General features: G+C 62.4%; 12 protein-coding genes and 1 tRNA gene. 6 read left to right on the plus strand and 7 right to left on the minus strand.

Annotated features, from left to right (window positions below; genetic code table 11):
- Position 1: 1 nt before the first annotated feature.
- The 3 genes from IZV00_RS04550 (at position 2) to IZV00_RS04560 (ending at position 3,613) form a co-directional block, all read left to right on the plus strand.
- Positions 2-973, plus strand: a complete 972-nt coding sequence (locus IZV00_RS04550) for a HEAT repeat domain-containing protein (protein WP_196225977.1) — start codon at positions 2-4, stop codon at positions 971-973.
- Positions 973-2,412, plus strand: coding sequence for a glycosyltransferase family 2 protein (locus IZV00_RS04555; RefSeq protein WP_196225978.1), 1,440 nt, complete (start codon positions 973-975; stop codon positions 2,410-2,412). The genes IZV00_RS04550 and IZV00_RS04555 overlap by 1 nt, the downstream gene beginning before the upstream one ends.
- Before the next feature lie 163 nt (positions 2,413-2,575).
- The gene (locus IZV00_RS04560; protein WP_196225979.1) at positions 2,576-3,613 is read left to right on the plus strand and encodes a rod shape-determining protein; all 1,038 of its coding nucleotides are present in this window, start codon (positions 2,576-2,578) and stop codon (positions 3,611-3,613) included.
- 241 nt (positions 3,614-3,854) lie between these two features.
- Here the strand turns inward: IZV00_RS04560 and IZV00_RS04565 are convergent, their stop codons facing one another.
- Positions 3,855-5,606, minus strand: coding sequence for a chloride channel protein (locus tag IZV00_RS04565; RefSeq protein WP_230463300.1), 1,752 nt, complete (start codon positions 5,604-5,606; stop codon positions 3,855-3,857).
- Positions 5,607-5,669: 63 nt separating this feature from the next.
- Here IZV00_RS04565 and IZV00_RS04570 point away from each other — a divergent pair, with 63 nt between their 5' ends.
- Positions 5,670-6,077: a MarR family winged helix-turn-helix transcriptional regulator gene (locus tag IZV00_RS04570; protein WP_196225980.1), complete on the plus strand. Its 408-nt coding sequence runs from the start codon at positions 5,670-5,672 to the stop codon at positions 6,075-6,077.
- 228 nt (positions 6,078-6,305) lie between these two features.
- Here IZV00_RS04570 and IZV00_RS04575 read toward each other — a convergent pair.
- The 6 genes from IZV00_RS04575 to IZV00_RS04600 form a co-directional block, all read right to left on the minus strand.
- A tRNA-Lys gene (locus IZV00_RS04575) sits at positions 6,306-6,381 on the minus strand.
- A 124-nt stretch (positions 6,382-6,505) separates the two neighbouring features.
- Positions 6,506-7,621 carry a rod shape-determining protein RodA gene (rodA, locus tag IZV00_RS04580; protein WP_196225981.1) on the minus strand — a complete coding sequence of 372 codons (1,116 nt, stop codon included), beginning with the start codon at positions 7,619-7,621 and terminating at the stop codon, positions 6,506-6,508.
- On the minus strand, positions 7,621-9,687 hold the full coding sequence (mrdA, locus tag IZV00_RS04585) for a penicillin-binding protein 2 (RefSeq protein WP_196226505.1): 2,067 nt from the start codon (positions 9,685-9,687) through the stop codon (positions 7,621-7,623). Before mrdA ends, rodA begins: the two co-directional genes overlap by 1 nt.
- Positions 9,684-10,211, minus strand: a complete 528-nt coding sequence (gene mreD / locus IZV00_RS04590; RefSeq protein WP_196225982.1) for a rod shape-determining protein MreD — start codon at positions 10,209-10,211, stop codon at positions 9,684-9,686. Before mreD ends, mrdA begins: the two co-directional genes overlap by 4 nt.
- Positions 10,208-11,122 (minus strand): rod shape-determining protein MreC, encoded by a 915-nt coding sequence (gene mreC / locus IZV00_RS04595; protein ID WP_196225983.1) that lies wholly within the window; start codon positions 11,120-11,122, stop codon positions 10,208-10,210. Before mreC ends, mreD begins: the two co-directional genes overlap by 4 nt.
- A gap of 18 nt (positions 11,123-11,140) precedes the next feature.
- The gene (locus tag IZV00_RS04600) at positions 11,141-12,187 is read right to left on the minus strand and encodes a rod shape-determining protein (RefSeq protein WP_007685698.1); all 1,047 of its coding nucleotides are present in this window, start codon (positions 12,185-12,187) and stop codon (positions 11,141-11,143) included.
- A 159-nt stretch (positions 12,188-12,346) separates the two neighbouring features.
- Here IZV00_RS04600 and mutL point away from each other — a divergent pair, with 159 nt between their 5' ends.
- The gene (gene mutL, locus IZV00_RS04605; protein ID WP_196225984.1) at positions 12,347-14,125 is read left to right on the plus strand and encodes a DNA mismatch repair endonuclease MutL; all 1,779 of its coding nucleotides are present in this window, start codon (positions 12,347-12,349) and stop codon (positions 14,123-14,125) included.
- Positions 14,122-14,664 carry a hypothetical protein gene (locus IZV00_RS04610; RefSeq protein WP_230463301.1) on the plus strand — a complete coding sequence of 181 codons (543 nt, stop codon included), beginning with the start codon at positions 14,122-14,124 and terminating at the stop codon, positions 14,662-14,664. Before mutL ends, IZV00_RS04610 begins: the two co-directional genes overlap by 4 nt.
- Position 14,665: the final 1 nt, after the last annotated feature.

Consider the following 14,665-nt stretch of genomic DNA (forward strand, 5'->3'; position numbering starts at 1 on the left):
CGTGCCGGGCTTCCCCATCGCCGATCATGTTGCCCGGATCGCCATATTCATATCCGTCTACGGGGCACTGGCGATGGCGGCCTGGTTGCTCTTTCTGGTGATGCGTCGTGATCGGAAGGAGCGCGCGAGCGTCGCCAAGGCGGAACTGACCCGCGCCCTGACGAGGGAAATCATGGGAGCTGGCCAGAATATCGCCGCGTCTCCCGCTTTCCAGCTCGCCCGCCCAGCTGAAAGGCTGGCGGCGATCAGCCGGATTGTTCAACTACTCAGGGGTGAAGACCGAGAGCGGCTTGTTGCCCTGGTGGAGGAGCAAGGGTTGCTCAAGCAGGCGCTGCTGGCGGCAAGGCGGTCCCGGCCGAGGCGGCAGATCGACGCGTTGCGACTACTCGGCAGTATAGGAGGAGGGCAGGCGATCGATATGCTCTACCTTGTGCTGCGGGAGGATCCGAAGCTCGACACCCGGTTGGAGGCCGCGTCGCTGCTTGCTCGGTTGGATGCCTTGCCTCCGCCGAACAAGTTGATCGACCATCTAGACCTGCGAAGCGCGCAGATCACGCCGCTGCATCGAACGTTGTTCAGGTTGATCGCTGCACGCCATCCATCCGAACTGTTCAGCCTGGCTCAGTCCGTCGATTTGCCCCCAGCGGTGCGGGCACTAGTGATCGACGCCCTGGGGTGGACGGAGGATTTCTCTGCGCTTTCACTATTGGAAGCTGCGGCCGCCGACACCCATGCGCCCGTTCGTCTGGCCGCATTGGATTCGGCCGCCCGATTGGGGCACCCCGGCAGCGCCAAATGGATATTGCCGCTTTTGAACGACCCAGCTCCTCCCGTCCGCGCCCGAGCTATCCGCACCTGTCAGTTGATGAGGCTGAACAGCAGCCTGCCCGCTATCGCGGAACTGCGTAAAGATCCTTCCCCCTGGGTGCGCCTTCGGGCGCAGCAGGCTCAACAGGTGCTGGGGACTGCTTGATGGGGGTGGGTTCTATATCCTCTATGGTGGAAGGCGTTGGGCTGAGCGCCCTGGTCGCGATAGGCGTCCTGTGCTTTCTGGTAGTCACCGTCCGCAATCTCGTTTCGACCATCCAGTTGCTGCTTGCTGCGCGAGTTTTTGCGACGCGTGTCAGACCTGCTCAGCGATCTTATGACCTTTGGTCTCGCTACGCGGACCTTGCTCTTCCCGTGTCGGTCATCGCGCCCTGCTTCAATGAAGAGCTGTCGATCGCAGACAGCGCGCGCGCGCTGCTGGCGCTGGAATACCCTGACCATGAAGTGATACTGGTGAATGACGGATCCAGCGACGCAACGCTGCCTGTCCTGATTAAAGAATTTGATCTCCGCCCGATTGAACGGGAACAATTGGCGGTGCTCCAGAAAACGCGCATTTTGGGCATCTATGGTTCCGCTCGCTATCCGAACCTCATCCTGATCGATAAGGAAAATGGGCGGAAGGCTGATGCCGTGAACGCAGGATTGGGCTTTGCTGCCGCGCCGCTGGTTTGCGTCATTGATGCCGATTCCATCATAGAGCCCGATGGCTTGCTGCGCGCTGCCGAGCCTTTCATGACGGATGACGGTTCGTTGTTGGCAGTAGGCGGAGCAATTCGGATCGCGAACGGATCAATTGTCGAAGGCGGGCATGTTCGTCAGATCAGGCTGCCGCGGCGCTGGTTGCCGCGCTATCAGATACTGGAATATCTTCGGGCCTTTTTGACGGCCCGCATCGCCAATGCGCGGCTGGATATGCTGATGCTGATTTCCGGAGCCTTCGGCATATTCCGGCGGGCGCCACTGGTAGAAATCGGCGGCTACAGGCACGACACCGTCGGCGAGGATCTGGAAGTCGTCACGCGTATCCACCGCCGGATGCGGGAGCAGAAGCGGCCTTATCGCATTGCCTTCGTTCCTGAAGTGGTATGCTGGACCGACGCGCCTGAAAGCTGGCGAGGGCTGCGCAACCAGCGCGCACGGTGGGAACAGGGCGCGCTGGAGACGATCGTCGAGCATAGGCGCATGCTGTTCAACCCTCGTTACGGCCGTATCGGCCTGATCGGTATGCCTTTGATCGTGATTGAGGATGTGCTTGGACCGCCTTGCGAACTGTTCGGCTACCTTCTGATCCCTATCCTTTACTTTTTGGGGATCGGATCGGGCACGGTCGTGCTTGCCTTCTTCTCTCTGACGGTGCTGTTCGGAACCGCGCTCAGTCTTGGAACCCTGGCGCTTGAGGAAATGCAGCTCAGACGCACGCCTAGCGCACGCGATCTTTTCATGATCGGCGTCGCTGCCGTTGTTGAAAATCTGGGATATCGCCAGGTGAATTTGGCCTTCCGGACTTATGGCATGTGGCGCTTCTACAGGAAGGACAATCGTTGGGCCGCAGCGGGGAGGGCGGGCTTCTCTAAAGAATGAGCGTTGTCCGAGCGAGGGCAGATTTCCCAATGCGCTAGTGCCACGGCTGGGCCTTTCGGTTGGACCCGGTTACCGGACGGGTCGTCGCAGCGCTCTTCTGCTCGCCTAGAGGCATCGGCAGGGGCGAGGCCAGCCTTTCCCGCAAAAAGATTGCCTCTGTTCGATGAAATTGCCCCGATTTTTTTCGTCCTCTGCCTTTGACATGGCCATCGACCTTGGCACTGTTAACACGGTTATCCACGTCCGCGACCGGGGGATCGTCCTCAATGAGCCGTCGGTCATCGCCATCGAAACCCGGCAGGGGTTCCGTCGCGTAAAGGTCGTGGGCAATGAAGCCAAGCTGATGATGGGGAAGACGCCCGCCAATATACAGGCGATCAGGCCTTTACGCGATGGCGTCATCGCTGACATCGACGTCGCCGAACAAATGATCAAGCATTTCATCGACAAGGCGCTGAACGGCAGCCGCTTTGGTCGGCGGCATGAGGTTGTGGTCTGCGTTCCGTCTGGATCGACCATGGTGGAACGACGCGCGCTGCGCGACGCCGCCGCCAATGCCGGGGCCGCCCGTGTCCAATTGATTGAGGAACCGATGGCGGCGGCGATCGGGGCGGGGCTGCCGGTCACGGAACCGCGTGGCGCGATGGTGGTCGACATCGGGGGCGGAACAACGGAAGTCGCGGTCTTGTCACTGCGTGGTATCGCCTACAGCAATTCGGCGCGGGTCGGCGGTGACCGGATGGACGACGCGATCGCATCGCATATCCGGCGCAACCACAACCTGCTGATCGGCGAAGCAACATCCGAACGGGTGAAGTGTGATCTCGGAGCGGCGACGCTACCCGACGGCGAAGGACGGCGGATAGTGGTCAAGGGCCGCGATCTGGTGAATGGCCGCCCTGCCGAAATGACGATCAGCGAGGCGGAAATCGCGGACGCGCTTGCCGAACCTGTCGGCCAGATCAAGATGGCGGTCAGGACGGCGCTGGAGCAGACCGCGCCGGAACTGGCGGCCGACATCATCGAGGAAGGCATCACCCTGACGGGCGGCGGGGCGCTGCTGCGGCGACTCGACGAGGCGCTGATGGAGGAAACCGGCTTGCCAGTGAAGGTCGCCGAGACGCCGCTGATGTGCGTGGCAATGGGAGCGGGCAAGGCTCTGGAAGATCCCGCCTATCAGGGCGTTCTGGCCATTTCCTGATCATCCGGGGAATCTGTGCACTGAGGCGCGGAGAAAGGTAGCTCAGATGGCTCCGCCCAACAGGGTGGTCCATCTAGCAATATCGTTTCTGAAGATCTCCTGCCCGGATCGTCACGATGGAGCGCATCGCACCTTCCTGACGCGGATCATGCCCCAAATTCCTTCCTTGGGTTAGTTGTTGGATCAGCGATCTTCTCGGATATTGCCTTGATCGTGTAACCCCGCCGACCGAACGGCTCGGTCACCCCCTCGTCCGGGCCACCTCCGCACCGTGATGGACGGAACGCAGCTTGAGCAGGTCCTGCCGCGCGACAATACCGACGACCCGGCTCGATGCGGGCTCGACGATCGGGATGCGGCCGATGCCTGCGTCGACCATCATGTCCGCGATGCGGCTGATCGGATCACTTGGCGTGCCATAGGGCTGCGATGCATCGGACAAGACTTCCGCGAGGGTCGCTTGCACGGGCGCGCCGTCCACCTGCCAGCGCAGCGCATCGGAACGGGAAACAAGGCCGATGAGCCGCCCTTCCTTGGTCACCACCGGATAACTGCGATGGACGGCCTGCCCCGCAAAGAAGGCGATGACCGCGCCAATGGACATCGTTCCTTCCAGCGTCTGCGGTTCTCGCGTCATCACCTGCTCCGCTTGAAGGAAATCGAACGGATCAACCGTATATTCCTGAAGAACATGCCGCCCGCGCCGTGCAATCTTTTCGGTCAGAATGGAGCGCCGCATCAACAGCACACTCACCGCATAGGCCCCTACCGACGCCGCAATCGTCAGTGGCAGCATCGAGAAATCCCCAGTTAGCTCCGCCGCGAACAAAGCGGCGGTCAGCGGCGCTCGCATCGCCCCGCTCATCGTCCCGGCCATCCCGGCCATTGCCCACAGCGCGCTTCCGCCCGGCAGATATTGGCCGAGCAAAAAGCCCAATGCTCCGCCCAACATCAAGAGCGGCGCCAGCACGCCGCCCGACGTTCCGGATCCTAGCGCGATCAGCCACACCGCCGCCTTGACCACCAGCAACGCCAGCGCCACCCGCACGGCCAACGACCCGTCCAGTAGACCCCTGATACTCTCATAACCCGCGCCCAGCACGTGCGCGTCCACCAGCCCGCCGATACCGACGGCAATCCCCCCTATCGCTGGCCACCACATCCAGTGGACGGGCAGACGCCCGAACATATCTTCGATCCGATACAGCAGCGCAGACAGCAACGTCGCCTGCACCCCTGCGATCGCCCCCATGCTCAGTGCGATTCCGATCAGCACGGGGGTTAGCATTACCGCATGGTGCACGGGAAAGAGCGGCCCGCTTTCGATCAGCACTGGCCGCCATAGCAGTGAGATCAGCACTGCAATAACCACTGGCACGAAGCTGCGCGGCTTCCACTCGAACAGCAGAACCTCGACGGCGAGCAGGATAGCGGCCATTGGCGTGCCGAAGATCGCTGTCATACCCGCCGCCGCGCCCGCGACCAGAAGGGTTTTGCGCTCCGCCGCGCTCAGATGAAAGAGTTGAGCGAATAGAGACCCGATCGCTCCGCCGGTCATGATGATCGGCCCCTCGGCGCCGAACGGGCCGCCGCTGCCGATGGAAATGGCGGAGGAGAGGGGCTTCAGCACCGCGACCTTGGGCGACAAGCGGCTTTCGCCGTAGAGGATAGCCTCGATCGCTTCTGGAATGCCGTGCCCCCGAATCTTCTCCGACCCGTAACGCGCCATCACACCCACGATCAGGCTGCCTATGACCGGAACTGCGATGACGCCGATCCCTAGCGCGTTGTCCGTGATCGCTGCAGGCGCGGCAGAGAGACGGCCAAACCAGAAGAGATTGGTGGCCACCGCAATCGCCCGAAGCAGCAGCCATGCGCCCAGCGCACCGCCCGTCCCCACGATCAGTGCGGCGGCGGCCAGCATCATCATGCGTAGGTTGGCGCTATGATCGGCAAGAAGGCTTTGCGATGGAGAGGAGGTCGATAATGTCATGCGGGGAGCAACTATATCGCGTTACGATATTTATCAATGCCCCTTAGCACGCTATGATGTTGCATGGCCGATGAGTTGACCGACAAAGACTATGCGGCCCTTGCCGATTTCCGCTTCTCCCTACGGCAGTTTCAGGCGTTCAGCGAAAGGGAGGCGGCGCAGTGCGGTCTGACGCCCCAGCAGCATCAAGCTCTCCTCGCGATCCGCGCCGCACCACGGGGCAGGGCGACGGTCGGACATGTCGCGGAACGGCTGATCCTCAAACCCCATAGCGCGACTGGCCTTATCGACCGACTGGAGGCGCTGGGCCTCGTGCGGCGCCGTTTATCGGAGCAGGATCGCCGACAGGCGCTGCTCGAACTGACTGAGCAGGCGCATGGGATACTCACCACACTCAGCGCTGCGCATCGGCAGGAAATCGGGCGGCTGCGGCCGCTGTTGACGGAGTTATTGGAAAGGGTTGCGGTTTAAGGAGCGGGCCTTGCGCGCTTCGCGTAAATTCTACGCGTAACGCGTCACTTCGTCATGTTTTGAGGTGACATCGTGGGACCGCAGCCAGCCAGACTAGCCGACGGCCCGCTTCTGCGAAGCGAAACCGGTCGCAACATCGGGGACGGGAAGCTCTTACCGCATGTCCATTAGAACAGGGCGCGGCAACGCCATCGCGGGATGAAATGCTGCATTTTTTTCAGGAAAAAATGGTGGACGCACTAGGGCTCGAACCTAGGACCCGCTGATTAAGAGTCAGCTGCTCTACCAACTGAGCTATGCGTCCACACTCGCTTTCGGATGGCCCCGTTTGGAGCCTCGCCTTGGCGTGGCCGGGCGGTTAGCATTATCCTCCGGCTTTGCAAACAGTAAATCGCCGCAGTGCGGAAAATTTTGCGTCGCGGCTACTTTCAGCCCCAATTTCCAGGCCGTCTCCCGCCCCGTCGGCTGGACCGGTCAATGGCCATGATGATCCCGATGCACAGCATGACGGTCAACATGGACGACCCGCCATAGGACATGAAAGGCAGGGGAATACCGACGACAGGTGCGAGGCCCATCACCATCATGAGGTTGATCGCGACATAGAAAAAGATCGTCGTGGTCAGGCCCGCCGCGACCAGCCGCGCATATTTGTCGTTCGCGCGCAGCGATACGCCGATGCCCCACCGGAAGAGCAGCAGGAACGCGCCGATCAGGAATATCCCGCCGACGAGACCCCATTCCTCCGCCATGGTGGCGAAGACGAAGTCGGTATGCCCCTCGGGAAGATAATCCAGGTGGCTCTGGGTCCCCTTCAGGAAGCCCTTGCCCCAGATGCCGCCCGACCCGATCGCGATCTTTGACTGGCTGATATGGTAGCCCGCGCCCAGCGGATCGCTTTCCGGGTCCATGAAGATGAGCACGCGCTTTTGCTGATAGTCGTGCAGGAAGCTAAAGGCGATCGGGATGATCGCAGCCATCACCAGGCCTGATCCCACGAACAGGCGCAGCGGCAATCCGGCCAGGAACATGACCGTCACGCCGCCCGCCGCGATCATCGTCGCTGTCCCCAGGTCTGGTTGTACCAAAACCAACGCCCATGGCACCCCGATGAGGACGAGTGCGGGCCATATCGCCGTCCAGCGTCGGATTTCACCTACCGGAAGCAAAGCATAAAAACGCGCGACGGCCAAAACGATGATCGGCTTCATAAATTCCGATGGCTGCAACTGCATGAAGCCAAGGTTGATCCATCGCTGACTGCCGCCCGCAACGCCGCCGATCAGTTCTACAAGCACCAGCGAGATCAGAATGGCCCCATAGGCCGGAAAGGCGAAGCGCGCGAAAAGCTCCAGCGGCACCCGGCTGATGGTGAAGGCCATCACCGAAAAGATGATGAATCGCACGCCTTGGTTGATCGCCCACGGCGTGATGCTGCCACCTGCCGCGCTGTAGAGCACGAGTGTGCCGAACCCTGCGATGGCGATCAGGATCGCGAGTACGCGCCAAGGGAATTCCGTCAGCGGCTGAGGGATAATGCCCATCAGTCTGCCACCGTGCCGGGGCCGGGCGGCGGCGGCGCATCATCTTCCGCCACGGGCGATGGCGACGCCGGGGCGGCTGCGTTGGCGGCCGTCGTTGCCTGGGCGGCATTGGCGGCCTCTGGCGGCGCCTCGCCCTTTTCGATCGCCTTGGCGAGGCGGAACGCGGCCATCTGTCGGGCCATCCGCTCGGCAGGTGGACCGCCCCAGTCTTTTTCTAGCGTCTCCAGCTTTTCTATCGCCTTTGCCTGATCAAAAAGGAAAGACATGGTGTCGCTGGCGATCATCGGCGCATCCTCCACTCGGTTGGTGTGGCCGCCATGTTCGATGATGCAGGCGATCGCATAACGAGGATTGTCGAACGGCGCAAAGCCCTGGAACAGGGCGTGATCGCGTAGCTTGAAGGGTAGGGAGGCGTTGCCGCGCACCCCGCCCGCGCGTTCTGACATGGTGATGCGCCGGACCTGTGCTGTACCGGTCTTTCCGGCCATGAGGACGCCGGGAATGCTCATCCGCGCCGCGCCGCCGGTGCCGCCACCATTGACGACGGCGCTCATGGCATCACGGATAGTGACAAGATGTTGCTCCGCCACGCCGACAGGGGCCGGTTCCGGCCTATGAGCGCCATGGATGAAATTGGGCATCAACTGACGGCCGGTAGCCAGACGTGCCGCCATGACCGCCATCTGGAGTGGATTGATGAGCATATAGCCCTGGCCGATCGTGGCATTCACGGTGTCATAGACCTGCCACTTCTGCCCGTATTTCTTGAGCTTCCATGCCGGGTCGGGCACCGTGCCGAAGCTTTGGCTGGGGAAGGGCAGGGAAAATTTCTGACCCATGCCAACCCGGTGCGCCATGCTGGCAATGCGGTCCATCCCGATCCGCTGGGCCATCTGGTAGAAATATATGTCGCAGCTCTGCGCGATCGCACCCCGCATGTCGAGCGCCCCATGCCCGCGCTTCTTGTGGCAGTGGAACAATGTGTTGCCCACTCTGATCGCTCCGGGGCAGTTCACACGGTCGGCAGGCGAGATTCCCGCCTCCAGAAGGGCGAGCGCGACCATCGGCTTGACTGTCGATCCGGGCGGATACAGGCCTTGCAAGGTCTTGTTGCGAAGAGGGATGTGATCGTCTTTCGACAGCATTTCCCATTCCAGATGGCTGATGCCATCAGAAAAGCTGTTGGGATCGAAACTGGGCATGGAAGCCATGGCCAGCACGTCACCATTCCGGCAGTCGATGACCACGACCGACCCACTTTGCGTGGCCAGCCGCCGTCCCGCATATTCCTGCAACCCCGCATCGATCGTCAATTTAATGGATTGACCGGGCGTGTCGGGCCGGGTGGTCAATTCCCGCACGATCTTGCCGCGCGCCGTGACTTCGACGCGCTTCGCGCCGGGCTTCCCCGTCAGTTCCCTGTCGAACGATTTTTCGAGCCCGTCCTTACCCACCTTGAAGCCGGGCGTGATCAGCAGCGGATCCCTGCGTTCCTCAAAATCCTTGGCCGATGCCGCACCTACATAGCCCAGCAGATGACCCACGGTCGCACCGGCGGGATAGTAGCGCGAAAAGCCCTGGCTGGGCGCGACACCCGGCAGGTCGGGCAGACGAACGCTGACCGCCGCGAACTGATCATAGGTGAGCTTTTCGGCCACCTGCACGGGGCGGAAGCCGGGCGCCTTTTCCAGTTCCGTCTGGATGCGCTCCACCTCGTCGGGCGGCAGCGAGAGAAGCTGCGTCAGGCTGCGGATCGTGCCTTCCGGATCGGTCACGCGTTCGGGGATCAGATCGACGCGAAAGTCTGTCCGGTTATTGGCCAGCGCACGGCCGTTCCGGTCCAATATCCAGCCACGACGCGGCGGAATCAGCGTCAGGTTGACCCGATTACTTTCAGAGAGGAGATTATATTTCTCGTTTTCCGCAACGCTGATCCAGCCCATTCGGCCGATCAGCATGGCGCCTATTCCCGCCTGCAGCCCACCTACCACCATCGCCCGTCGGGTGAAGGTGAAGGACAAGGATGCTTCGTTAACGGTCTTACGCTTGAGCTTGGGCAGCTTCATGCCATCACGCGCCAGCGATCGATCCGGGCGCATTGCCGCACCACGAAGGGGAAGAGCAGGATCGTCCAGAGCATTTGTGGGGCGACCAGTTCCAGCTTGATGTTTCCTCCGCCGGTAATCCGAGCAAAGAACAGGCCACCGGCGATGCAGAAGATAATGGCTGCCGCCGCGATTAGCCAGTCCTGCCGATAGCTGCGCCACACCATGCGATGTTCAACCGCGTCGATGCCGATCAACATCATGGTCCACAAGAACATCGCCGATCCGATCGGCTGCCCACTCATGATGTCGTCGAACAGGCCGAGAGGAACGCCGATCCAGACGCGCCACAACTCTGGCCGCAGCAACCGCCATGACAGCAATAGCAGCAGGCCGAAGGGCGGCATGACCGGCGCTTGTGCGATAACCGGCAGGACCGTGATGGACGATCCGAGCATGACCGTGATGACTGGCGTCCCTGTCAGCCGAAAATTGGACGGAGTGCGGCCCAGTTTCGGAACATGCTGGAGGTGCGGGTCGATCATGGTGCGCTGGCGTTCGCTGCCGCTTCTGCTGGTGCAGCTTCAGGCATAGTCGGGCTACCGCGCGTCACGACCTCTTCAAAAGAGCGTTCGACCACCACCGCATCTACCTTCGCCGGATTGGCGAGCGGCACACCGTAGGCGATCTCGCCCGCTATGCGCACGACAACCGCAACCGGAATATTGGGTTGATAAATACCGCCGACACCTGACGTGACGAGGATGTCGCCAGGGCTGAACGGATTTCGGCCCGCCGCTAGCGAACGTATTTCGACGGTTCCATCTCCCAGCCCGGTTGAGATTGCTGCCACGCTGTCCGTAGCACGACGGACCGGCACGATGTTGCTGCTGTCGGTCAGCAGCAGCACGTCAGCCGTGTTGGGCGTCACGCTGTGGATGCGGCCCACCAGGCCCTCGGATGCACGCACGGGCATGCCGGGACGGACGCCTTGCCACCGGCCGGCGTTCAGGCGGGCGAAACGGCGAGCGCTGGACGAAGAGGAGGATATCAGCCGTGCCGTGAGCAGATCGCTCTGATCTTCATCGACCAGCTTCAGCAGCTTCTTGAGGCGCAGATTTTCCTGTGCGATCGCCTTCGCCTCGATGATGCGGTTGCGATCTGCATCCACCTGATGGCGCAAGGCGATATTCTGTGATCCGGCGCGCCAATAAGCGGTCAGCACGTCGTCCAGCGAACTCACCCCGCTTACCATGTTGCGCAGGCCGAGCGACGCGGGGCGAGAGATTTCCGCCGTGGCCATACGGATCGCCGCGAATCCCGTGGGATCGAAAATTGCCACGGCGACCAGCAGCAAGCCAACGGCCGCACCCGTCACCGCCACAACATAGCTGGCAAACAGGCTGTACTGCGCCTTGCGGTTATGGCCGGGACGTCGGCTGGATGGCCGCGCCATGCTGTGGTCCCCCTGACCTTAAGCGGTCTGCAGCACGCCTCGGAAGATCGGGTCCTCCATCGCGCGGCCGGTGCCGATGGCAACGCAGGTCAACGGATCTTCAGCGATCGTGACGGGCAGGCCGGTCTCGTCGCGCAATTCATCGTCCAGACCTTTCAGCAGCGCGCCGCCGCCAGTCAGAACGATCCCCTGATCCACGATGTCCGCCGCCAGTTCCGGAGCGGTGTTTTCCAGAGCGATCCGGACACCCTCAACGATGGTGCTGATCGGTTCCGCCAGCGCGTCGGCGATCTGGCCCTGGTTGATCGAGATTTCCTTGGGAACGCCGTTCACCAGGTCGCGCCCCTTGATGTGGATGGTTTCGCCCACGCCGTCTTCGGGGGGTTGAGCCACGCCGAACTGCTTCTTGATGCGTTCGGCGGTGGCTTCGCCGATCAACAGATTATGGTGACGGCGCACGAACGAAACGATGGCTTCGTCCATCTTGTCACCGCCGACGCGTACCGAGGTGGTATAGGCAAGGCCGCGAAGAGAAAGCACCGCTACCTCGGTGGTGCCGCCGCCAATGTCCACGACCATCGATCCGATCGGCTCGGTAACTGGCATGTCGGCGCCGATCGCGGCGGCCATCGGTTCCTCGATCAGGAAGACTTGGGAAGCGCCCGCGTTGCTCGCCGCATCGCGAATCGCGCGGCGTTCGACGCTTGTGGAGCCTGACGGCACGCAGATCACGATCTCGGGAAAGCGCCAGGGCCGCGACTTGCCGCCATGCACCTTCGTGATGAAGTGCTTGATCATCTGTTCGGCGACATCGATGTCGGCGATCACACCATCGCGCAGCGGGCGGATCGCCTCGATCGAATCAGGTGTCTTGCCCATCATCAGCTTGGCATCGTCGCCCACGGCCTTGACCCGTTTCACGCCGTTCAGCGTCTCCACCGCCACGACCGATGGCTCATTCAATACGATCCCGCGGCCCCGCACATAGACGACGGTGTTCGCCGTGCCGAGATCGATAGCCATATCCTGGGAGGAGAGTTTGAAAAGTCGCGAAAAGATCGACATGCTTGTTCCTGTTCAGCCCGCCCGTCCCGGCGACGCGAACCGGGGCGTTCGGAGGTCCCTGCCACGTTCCGCCGCCCCTGTCATCATTCCGTGTGATGAGGCAAAATTTTCGGGGGCAACGGCTCGCGGAAAGCGCTCGCTTGGGCTAGTCACTAATCAATGTCAATACGCCGCCTGCCCGAACATCTGGTCAACCGTATCGCTGCCGGTGAAGTGGTCGAAAGACCCGCCAGCGCGCTCAAGGAAATTGTTGAAAATGCGCTGGATGCCAGGGCAAGCCGCATTTTCATACGGTTAGGCGGCGGCGGGCTCGACCGGATAGAGGTCAGCGACGATGGCTGCGGCATGGCGCCTGACGAGATCGCGCTGGCGCTGGAGCGGCATGCGACGTCGAAATTGCCAGACGATGCGATCGAAAATGTATCGACCTTGGGCTTTCGTGGGGAAGCACTGCCATCCATCGCCAGCGTCGCCCGGCTTTCTATCGACAGTCGCCCCAAGGGGCAGGACGGCTGGAACCGCACTGTCGATAATGGCGCGCTACTGTCGGAAGGACCCGCTGCCCTGCCCCCGGGCACCCGCGTGACCGTCGAGCAACTCTTTGCGCGAGTGCCGGCCCGGCGCAAATTCCTCCGGTCAGCCAAGGCGGAATATGCCGCCTGCCTCGACATCGTCCGCCGCCTGGCCATGGCCCATCCGTCCGTTGCCTTCACCATGGAGCATGATGGCCGCCGAGCCGTCGCCGTGCAGGCAGGAGAAGCACGGGAGGACCGGGTGGCCGCGCTCACCGACCGTGCGCTTGCCGAGAATCATGTGATCGTCTCGCTTGAACGGGAAGGCGTTTGCTTGTCGGGCGTTGCATCGCTCCCGACCTATAATCGTGGCGTCGGGGATCATCAGTTCCTTTTCGTGAACGGCCGCCCGGTTCGCGATCGCCTGCTGATAGGAGCGGTGCGCGGCGCTTATGCCGACATGCTGGCGCGCGACAGGCATCCCGTGGTGGCTCTGTTCCTCGACGTTCCGCCGCTGGAGGTGGACGTCAATGTCCACCCGGCAAAGACCGAGGTCCGCTTCCGTGACCCGGCGATGATCCGGGGCATGATCGTTTCAGGCGTACGGCGCGCACTCGATGCGGAAGGGTTCCGATCCGTGCAGCAGGCCGATCCGGCGAGCCTTTCCGCCTGGCGGGCAGAGCCTGTGTCGCCCACCCCCATCAATGCGCTCCCCATCTTCGAAGCTGCGTCAGCATCTTACACGCCCCCCGCCGCCGCGTTCGCCGATCGCCGCCCTTCCTTCTTCGCCCCTCCGCCCCAAGCGCGCGCGGAACCCGCCGCCGCACCCGCGCCGGAAGGAACCAGCTTCCCGCTTGGCGTGGCGCGTGGGCAGGTAGCGCGAACCTATATCGTCGCAGAGGCTGAGGACGGGCTGGTGATCGTTGATCAGCACGCCGCCCATGAGCGCCTGACGCTTGAACGCATGCGCCGCGCGATGGAGGGGCAGGGCGTCGCCGCGCAGGCGCTGCTGCTGCCCGAGGTGGTCGAACTGGACGAGCCTGCATGCGACCGCCTTGAAACGCGTATCGATGAGTTGCGCGACTTCGGCCTGGAACTGGAGCGGTTCGGTCCTTCCGCCATGCTCGTGCGCGCGGTCCCCGCAATGCTGGGACAGGGCGACGTGCAGGGGCTCGTCACCGACCTCGCCGATGATCTGGCCGCCTATGACGATGCTCTGTCCTTGAAGGAGCGGCTCGATCTGGTGGCAGCGACGATGGCATGCCATGGATCGGTGCGCGCCGGTCGTATGCTGAGCGTCACGGAAATGAACGCGCTGCTGCGGGAGATGGAAATCACGCCACGCAGCGGCCAGTGCAACCACGGCCGTCCGACTTGGGTGAAGCTGGGTCATAGCGACATCGAGAAGCTGTTCGGGAGGAAATGACCATGCGCATGATCGCCTGCTTGGCTGCCCTGAGCCTGTCTGCGCCCGCCCTTGCCGCAACGCACGGCGATGACCCATGCCGCAATGCGCCGCTTCCCCCTGAACCATGGACGAGCTGGAATCAGAGCGGGACGGAGGCAGCGGCGGGCGAAGCAGCTTCCGCGCCTCGGCTGATCCTCGGCAAGCCCATCGTCGCAACCTTGCGTCCTTCAGCGCAGGTCCAATATGCTGTGAAGCCCAGGCATCAGCAGCCTAAAAGCTATGGCGGCCTCTTCAGCCTGGCCATCAAGACGCCCGCCCGGGTGGGCATAGGTCTGTCTGGTTCCGCCTGGGTCGATATCGTCACCGGCCGCAGCGCAGTTCCCTCTTCCGCCCATGGTCATGGCGCAGCATGTTCGGGCATTGCGAAGATCGTCTGGTTCGATCTGCCGCCCGGCCTTCACCTCATTCAACTGTCGAACTCGGCAGCCAGCCAGATCCGCCTGATGGCTGCGGATGCTCTCGCCAACCAGCCGCTGCCGCCAAAGCGCGACAGATAGC

Source organism: Sphingobium sp. Cam5-1 (assembly GCF_015693305.1).
Taxonomy (GTDB): Bacteria; Pseudomonadota; Alphaproteobacteria; order Sphingomonadales; family Sphingomonadaceae; genus Sphingobium.

Bases quoted from the DNA above. Each gene is read 5' to 3' on its own strand.
- IZV00_RS04610 (WP_230463301.1), top strand. From the start codon at position 14,122: ATGACCATGCGCATGATCGCCTGCTTGGCTGCCCTGAGCCTGTCTGCG.
- mutL (WP_196225984.1), top strand. From the start codon at position 12,347: ATGTCAATACGCCGCCTGCCCGAACATCTGGTCAACCGTATCGCTGCC.
- IZV00_RS04570 (WP_196225980.1), top strand. From the start codon at position 5,670: ATGGCCGATGAGTTGACCGACAAAGACTATGCGGCCCTTGCCGATTTC.
- IZV00_RS04600 (WP_007685698.1), bottom strand. From the start codon at position 12,187: ATGTCGATCTTTTCGCGACTTTTCAAACTCTCCTCCCAGGATATGGCT.
- IZV00_RS04555 (WP_196225978.1), top strand. From the start codon at position 973: ATGGGGGTGGGTTCTATATCCTCTATGGTGGAAGGCGTTGGGCTGAGC.
- rodA (WP_196225981.1), bottom strand. From the start codon at position 7,621: ATGGGCATTATCCCTCAGCCGCTGACGGAATTCCCTTGGCGCGTACTC.
- IZV00_RS04565 (WP_230463300.1), bottom strand. From the start codon at position 5,606: ATGACATTATCGACCTCCTCTCCATCGCAAAGCCTTCTTGCCGATCAT.
- mreD (WP_196225982.1), bottom strand. From the start codon at position 10,211: ATGATCGACCCGCACCTCCAGCATGTTCCGAAACTGGGCCGCACTCCG.
- mreC (WP_196225983.1), bottom strand. From the start codon at position 11,122: ATGGCGCGGCCATCCAGCCGACGTCCCGGCCATAACCGCAAGGCGCAG.
- IZV00_RS04560 (WP_196225979.1), top strand. From the start codon at position 2,576: ATGAAATTGCCCCGATTTTTTTCGTCCTCTGCCTTTGACATGGCCATC.
- mrdA (WP_196226505.1), bottom strand. From the start codon at position 9,687: ATGAAGCTGCCCAAGCTCAAGCGTAAGACCGTTAACGAAGCATCCTTG.